This window comes from Pacificibacter sp. (assembly GCF_039769035.1).
Classification (GTDB): Bacteria; Pseudomonadota; Alphaproteobacteria; order Rhodobacterales; family Rhodobacteraceae; genus Celeribacter.
In genome coordinates, this window is record NZ_JBDMZG010000004.1 from 1 (window position 1) to 6,747 (window position 6,747).

The window sequence follows — 6,747 nt, forward strand, 5'->3', positions numbered from 1 at the left end:
AAACCAAAAGGCCCTGATCACAGGCGCCGACGACGTCGCCGTCGACCTTAACCGATGCTTCTAAAACGCGTTGAACAAGTGCGCGCATGATTACATCTCATGCGACCAAGGCGGGTTTGCGCCCGCGCGAGACACTGTGATCGACGCGGCTTTTGATCCCATGGCCAAGGCCGCGCGGATGGTCTCGTCATCAAGGTCCTTGATCGCATCCTTGGTCAATTTGCCGGAAGCTTGCAGAGATGCCAAAAGGCCCGCGTTGAAAGTATCGCCAGCACCGACAGTGTCAGCCACGTCAACTTTGTTCGCAGCCACTTTTACGATGCCATTTTTGGTAAAACCACGCACACCTTCAGACCCTTCGGTCAAGCAGATCAGGCTTGGCCCTTTGGTCAGAAGTGTTTGAATATGCTGTTCAATATCGCCTTCGCCCATGATCCACAGCAGGTCTTCGTCAGACACTTTGACGATGTCACACAAGCTCAGCATGTGCTCCATCCGCGCGCGGTAGCGGGCTTCGTCTTTGATAAATGTCGGGCGAATATTTGGATCCATCATGACCACGCGCGTCGCTGCTTCGCGGGCGCACAACGCTTCATAGGCTTCGCCACATGGTTCAACGGGCAGGGAGATGCCGCCAAAGAACAGGGCTTGCACGGCGTCTGGCAATGCAGGCAAATCAGCCGGCGTCAGCATCCGCCCCGCAGTGTTTTCGTCGTAGAATGCGTAAGTCGCATGGCCGTCGACCAACTTTACGAAAGCGACAGTGCACGGGCGATCTGCCGTCACCACCAAAGAGGCATCGACACCGCTTTCATCCAACTTGGACTTAAGCAATTCACCAAAGAAGTCATCGGACAATCCAGAGTAAAACGCAGGCTTTGCGCCCAAACGTCCCAGCGCGATCGCCGTGTTGAAAACCGCACCGCCGGCATGGGGTGCATATGCATCTTCGCCCAGCGTTGACTCGCGGGGCAACATGTCGATCAAAGCTTCACCTGCACATAGGATCATCGAATTTTTTCCTTATTGGGTCGTCCCGCTTTTAAGTCTGTTAGCGCTATCAGGGCAAGTGTTATCTGCGCGCCCAAGCACCAAATTTATTGGTATTGCGCCGCAAAATACCCAATCGCGCCCGCAATGAGTGTCAAAGCAATAGCCGCAAAGGTAATTTTCCAGATCGACCACGGGCGTTCGCCTTGCACACGGCCAGAGCGGCCGTTGACGACAAGCCGATAGGTTTTGCCACGATATTTGTAAGCGGCCAACCACACGGGCAAAAGCACATGTTTGAACGTGACATCAGAGATCTGCGTATGAACCGAAGCGACCCGTTGCCTGTCCCCGCCAATGTCAAATTTCACATCACGCAAAATCACGCGATCCATGTATCCGCGCGCCGATGTATAGCCGTCCTTGAGGTCGACGGAGTAACTTTCAGCACGAAACCCTGCAATGTAGTCAGGGACATAAGGCTCCATCGCCTGCAAATCCCACGGTTCCAAGCCTTCGGTGTATTTCTTTGGCAAAGAGGTCGACGCCAGAACCAAGACGTCATCAAAGAACCGAGCGACGCGGCCTGATTTATTGCGCCATCTGGTGCGCCGTTCACGCACCTGTTGGGATTTGCCATTCCGCATGACGGTTTTGCTGACATAATAGTCATCCCCGCGCATTCCAGAATATTGCGACTTTGTATCCGCATCAAAGGTCCAATAGGGCACATAGATCCCCGACAGTTTTCTACCTTTGCGGGCGAATTCCTTAAGACCATTGGGGGCAAACCACAGCCCCCCAAGCCAGTCGCTCATGGCGTCTCGGGCGGTTGTCTCAGTCAGGGTGAAAGGCAAAATGCCCTTCGGTTTGATTTGGCGGTGTAATCCTGTGTCGGTGACCACAGGTGTCGCGCAAAACGGACAATCTGTGGCATGAACTTCGGCATCAAATTCAACATGCGCGCCACAGTTGGGGCATTCGGACACGCGCGTGTCTTCCATGGCTTGCTGCGGCAATAGGTTTTCGATGGCGTGGCGGTAGTCCAGTTCGTTTGGCCCTGTCGCATCGCCAATATCCAACACTTCGCTCGCGCCGCAATGATCGCAGACCAGCTCGCCTCGGTCTGGTGCAAACCGCATGTCGGCACCGCAGGTGATGCAGGGAAATCTGTGATCTTCCAGCACGGCACTTGGGCTGTTGTCATCGCTATGCGTCATGGCGGCTCCCACCGTGTTCAAAGCTTACGATTTGCGCGATCTGTTCGGCCGCTTCCGAAGTGTGGCGAATGATATGGCAAAAAATGCGGGCTTGGTCGCCGCGTGTCAGCCGCCCAGAAACCGACGCCGCAGTGCCTTGTGTCACGACCTGTTCGACCGTGATCCCATCTGGCGCATTCAACTGTTCGACCGCTTTCACAATGGCGGAGCGGCCCGCAGCAGGTGTTCCACTGCCGCGCTCCCATGTTGCATCTACCGAAATCATATCGCGCGGAAACGGGCCGACGCCCATCAGCGCCAGTGCGATTTCTTCGGCCCGCGCATCTTTGCGCGCGCGACCTTCGGCCTTGCGTATCACTTTAGGGGGCATGGTCTGACGCTTTCTCGCTCGGCGCTACGCCCCAGCCGGTGGAGGGGGCGGCGCAACCGAGAACAGCTGTGACAGCTCAACAACGTCATCAGCTGTGAGCCATCCATCTTGCCCTTGTGTCCACACAAATGAGGCGCGTGTGAGCGTGCCTGCCAAAGCCATTTGGCCCATTTCTGCCTTGGAAAACGGCCCCGTGGTTTTGCCGTCTTTGGCAATGTGCCAGACATGTTCAATTGGGGCGGGTGGTGCAACCGGCGCCGGACGCGGACCCCATGGGCCTGCGTTGGCGGCCATGCTCATGCCAAGCCCCGCACCCATGCCTGCACCCATTGACGCAGACATCGCAGAGTTTTCTGCGCCCATGCCTTCGGCGGCGTTGAACTGCATGTAGCTGTCGAGATTGCCAACGATGCCCATGGATGTACGTTTGTCCAAAGCGGCTTCGACGGCTTCTGGCAGGCTGATGTTTTCGATGTAGAACTCAGGAATAATGAGGCCGTATTCTGCGACGACTTTTGAAATTTCGGTCGCGACAAGTTTGCCAAGCCCATCAGTGTTGGCCGCCATGTCGAGCACAGGAATGCCGCAGGACGCCACAATGCGCGAGAAGGCTTGAACGATGATATTGCGCACTTGGTACGAAATCTCGTCCATCGTGAATTCGCCGTCTGTGCCAACGATTTCAGTCAAGAACAGCGCGGGATCAGACACTTTGACGGTGTATGTGCCGTAGGCGCGGATGCGCACAGGGCCGAATTCTGGATCGCGGCACATGATCGGGTTTTTGGTGCCCCATTTAAGGTCTGAAAAGCGTGTTGTGTTGACATAGTAAATTTCCGATTTGAACGGAGATTTAAAGCCGTGATCCCAGTGGTTGAGCGTTGTGAGGATCGGCATGTTGTTGGTTTCCAACATGTAAAGCCCTGGTGTGAACACATCGGCAAGCTGGCCTTCGTGAATGAAAACAGCGGCTTGACCTTCGCGCACAGTCAGTTTGGCCCCGTATTTGATCTCATGATCTTCACGCTCAAAACGCCATACCATTGTGTCACGTGTGTCATCCGTCCAGTCGATGACATCGATGAATTCACCAGTTAGAAAATCTAGAATTCCCATGGGGGGGCTCCTTTGGCGGTTAGCTGCTTTCGCCCATCAATTCTCGCGCGATTTGCGCGGAAATAGGGCGAGCGATTTCTGGGGACATGCCGGTCTGCAAGCGCGGATCGTACAGGATGCGCAAAAGCAATTCGTCATGGTGGGTCAAAAGAGCAAACTCTTCATCGTCGTTAAAAATTGAAGGGCGCGCGCGTGGCGTGTCGTTGGCCAAACCCAAGCCTTGCGTGATTTCTTCGTGGAGGCACGATTTGCGCATCAGATCTGGATGTTCACCGCGAATGATCGCGACAGCTTGGCGGTACGCGCCGTTGTCTGCGGGATCAAAGGCAAACACGACGCAGTAATTTGATCTGGGCATGTCTTCGACAGTGTCGATCGCAGCCTGACCAATGCCTGGCACGATTTGTTCTAGTCGCGGACCGATGGCTTGCCGTTCGTCTTCGTTCAAAACCAAAACGTGAAAATTCGGTTTGTCAGACATGGAAATAGGGTGGCGCGCTGCTTTTGCCAGACGCTTGATCAGCGCTTTAACCGTCGCAACGTCTTTGTCGCGTTGTTCAAACGGGACACTTGCGCCGAATTCCAATCCGATGCGCACGGGGACATCCCATCGGCTGAGGGGGGACGGGGTCGTGCGCGCAACGAACCGTCCGTCAATCGTGGTGTATTCGTCGTTCAATGCGATGGCATCAAAATTGCTGGCCAACTGGTGCGATGTAAAAGGGGTATCGACGCTGCCATTGTCTGTGCGCAGCAAATCATTGAGCAAAAGGTCAGATTGCACCTTGGCCAAATAGACGCCCATGGTGCGACTTTGCGCGGATGGTGTTGCGGCCTCATTTTGACCCTGCGCTGCTTGCACGACATCTGTGGGCGTTTGCGATGGGCGGTCAGACGCATTTGGGAAACCCAAGGGTGCGTCACACCCTACCAAAGCGACGCAAGCGGCGAGACAAAGCCCCGCCGCACGCCATTTAGAATGTGCAAATCCAGCTGCCATGCTTAGCGCGGTACAGATGTGCCGGCGTTGTCGCCAGAACCTGTGCGCTTGGCTTTCGCGGCTGCCAATGTGTCGCGAAGATCGGCTTCCATTTGCTTGAGGTCGGCTTCCGCCGCCGCGCGCTTGGCTTTGCCGTCGTCTGCGATTTGCAGGCTTTCTTCGATTGTCGCGATCAAGTCGGCATTGGCCGTTTTGACAGCTTCGATATCGAACACGCCGCGTTCCATTTCTTCGCGGATAACTTTGTTGGCCTGACGCAGGTTTTTCGCATTGGATGTGAGCAACTCGTTGGTCAGATCATTGGCTTCACGCACAGCGCTAGCAGCTTCAGAAGAGCGCTGGATGGTTACGGCTTGGGCCAGTTGAGTTTCCCAAAGTGGCACGGTGTTGACCAAAGTGGAGTTGATTTTTGTAACAAGTGACTTGTCGTTTTCTTGTACCAAACGAATGGACGGCAGGGATTGCATGGTGACCTGACGGGTCAACTTGAGATCATGCACACGACGTTCAAGATCATCGCGCGCCGCACGCAGGTCACGCAACTCTTGCGCCACCATGACTTGATCTTTCTCTTCAGCTTTGGCGACTGCAGTCTCTTTGGCTGGGATCGTTTTGTGATCCAACTCTTGAAGCTTGGCTTCGCCTGCCGCGATGTAGATCGCCAGCTCGTTGTAGAAGGTCAGCGTGCGGTCATAGAGGACGTCCAAGGATTTGATGTCTTTGAGCAATGTGTGCTCATGCGTCAAAAGGTTGTCCGTGATGTCGTCGATTTGGCTTTGAACTGTTTCAAAGCGTGCCACGAATTTCGCCATAGGAGCGGCGCGGCCCAACAGGCGTTCCCACCATGACCGTTTGCGGCGTACGTCCAATTCGGACACAGAGAACCCGCGAATGGTTGTCACGATTGAGCGCAGGCTGTCCCCCGCAGGACCAACATCTTTGTTGCGTACATCTGCGAGCATCGCTTGGGAAATTTCTTGCAACTCGGCTTGCGCGCCTGAGCCAAAGCGCACGATTGAATTCGTGTCGCCCATGTCGATTTCGTCCATCGCGCTGCGGATCGCTTCGGCCTCTTCAGGTTTGGCGGCAGACAGGACGACCAGATCACCCGCAGGTTCTGGCAATACGACGGATGTGACGGCTTCGACGTCTTTCAACGTGGCTTCGGCTTTTTGGCGAATGGTGTCTGACATAAAGTCCCCCAGAGATAACGTGTTTACTTGATACCTTCGCGCGCCAACCGGTCACGAAGAACGTCAATCTCGATATCGAGATCAACTTTGTTGTCTAAAAGAAGCGCATCGTTGCGCGCCGTGAAATTGCTCTCGAGATCATTCAAGAGAGCCAAATAGGATGCCCGTGCCTCAGTGTCGCGGCTGCGGGACCAAATGTCAGCAAATTTGATGGTCGCATCCCGCGCACCCAGCAAATAAACGCTCAAATACTTGCGCGCTGCTGTTAAATCGCGCGGATCTTCTTCAACCGTGCGAAACATTGTGCGTGCTGTTTGGGAAAATTGTTCCAACCGGCTTTGTGCTTCGCGGTCGGAGGTTCGCGCCAGCGCTTCGCGCATGGTCGCCAAATGACGCTCAGCTTCGTCCACGGCTTTTGAAACTCGATCTTGCTGAAAGGTGTCGATGCCTTCCATGCCTTTGTGCTTCAACGGATCGATGCCAAAGGAAAAACTGTGCAGCGCTCCGCCCATAACGGCGAACAGCACAGCCTCAACAGGGCCCCAGCCAGCAACGCCAACCAGACCAAGGCCAAGACCAGTAAGAACAGATCCAAAGATCTTGCGTGGAATGGCAGGGCGGCGCGCCACTTTGCGTGCGTTATACGCTTCTTGCGCTTTCAGGCCTTCGCGGGTCAACCAAGCGGCGCCCAGCAAAAGTCCCAGTGCCACTAGGTATTGCGCCATGACGATGGGTTCTGCGCCGAAGGCTTTCCACGCCAATGGCAAGGCCGCGTAAAACAGGATGTTGGAGCGTGCGCCCATCATTGATGGCTTTTTGCCGTCAAAAGGACGTGGCTTTGGCGCGCGCGCGGATGCG

At 55.2% G+C, this 6,747-nt stretch carries 8 protein-coding genes; all 8 read right to left on the minus strand.

All coding sequences use genetic code 11. The features are described from left to right. The coding region (locus ABF287_RS00200; RefSeq protein ID WP_347183017.1) for a D-aminoacyl-tRNA deacylase at positions 1 to 88 on the minus strand (88 nt) is incomplete at its 3' end. A gap of 2 nt (positions 89 to 90) precedes the next feature. After that, positions 91 to 1,011, minus strand: a complete 921-nt coding sequence (locus ABF287_RS00205; protein WP_347183010.1) for a carbohydrate kinase — start codon at positions 1,009 to 1,011, stop codon at positions 91 to 93. Positions 1,012 to 1,097: 86 nt separating this feature from the next. After that, the gene (locus ABF287_RS00210; RefSeq protein WP_347183011.1) at positions 1,098 to 2,210 is read right to left on the minus strand and encodes a primosomal protein N' (replication factor Y) - superfamily II helicase; all 1,113 of its coding nucleotides are present in this window, start codon (positions 2,208 to 2,210) and stop codon (positions 1,098 to 1,100) included. Continuing rightward, on the minus strand, positions 2,200 to 2,580 hold the full coding sequence (locus tag ABF287_RS00215) for a hypothetical protein (RefSeq protein ID WP_347183012.1): 381 nt from the start codon (positions 2,578 to 2,580) through the stop codon (positions 2,200 to 2,202). Before ABF287_RS00215 ends, ABF287_RS00210 begins: the two co-directional genes overlap by 11 nt. A gap of 24 nt (positions 2,581 to 2,604) precedes the next feature. Next, positions 2,605 to 3,696, minus strand: a complete 1,092-nt coding sequence (locus ABF287_RS00220) for an SPFH domain-containing protein (RefSeq protein WP_347183013.1) — start codon at positions 3,694 to 3,696, stop codon at positions 2,605 to 2,607. Between the two features lie 19 nt (positions 3,697 to 3,715). Then, positions 3,716 to 4,609: a DUF2927 domain-containing protein gene (locus ABF287_RS00225; RefSeq protein ID WP_347183014.1), complete on the minus strand. Its 894-nt coding sequence runs from the start codon at positions 4,607 to 4,609 to the stop codon at positions 3,716 to 3,718. Positions 4,610 to 4,698: 89 nt separating this feature from the next. Continuing rightward, entirely contained in the window at positions 4,699 to 5,889 is a 1,191-nt protein-coding gene (locus ABF287_RS00230; RefSeq protein WP_347183015.1) for a toxic anion resistance protein, read from the minus strand. Between the two features lie 23 nt (positions 5,890 to 5,912). Continuing rightward, positions 5,913 to 6,747 (minus strand): 5-bromo-4-chloroindolyl phosphate hydrolysis family protein (locus tag ABF287_RS00235; RefSeq protein WP_347183016.1); only part of this gene is annotated, 835 nt, incomplete at its 5' end.

Excerpts from the sequence above, each read along its gene's own strand:
- ABF287_RS00205 (WP_347183010.1), bottom strand. The coding sequence starts at position 1,011 with ATGATCCTATGTGCAGGTGAAGCTTTGATCGACATGTTGCCCCGCGAG.
- ABF287_RS00210 (WP_347183011.1), bottom strand. The coding sequence starts at position 2,210 with ATGACGCATAGCGATGACAACAGCCCAAGTGCCGTGCTGGAAGATCAC.
- ABF287_RS00215 (WP_347183012.1), bottom strand. The coding sequence starts at position 2,580 with ATGCCCCCTAAAGTGATACGCAAGGCCGAAGGTCGCGCGCGCAAAGAT.
- ABF287_RS00220 (WP_347183013.1), bottom strand. The coding sequence starts at position 3,696 with ATGGGAATTCTAGATTTTCTAACTGGTGAATTCATCGATGTCATCGAC.
- ABF287_RS00230 (WP_347183015.1), bottom strand. The coding sequence starts at position 5,889 with ATGTCAGACACCATTCGCCAAAAAGCCGAAGCCACGTTGAAAGACGTC.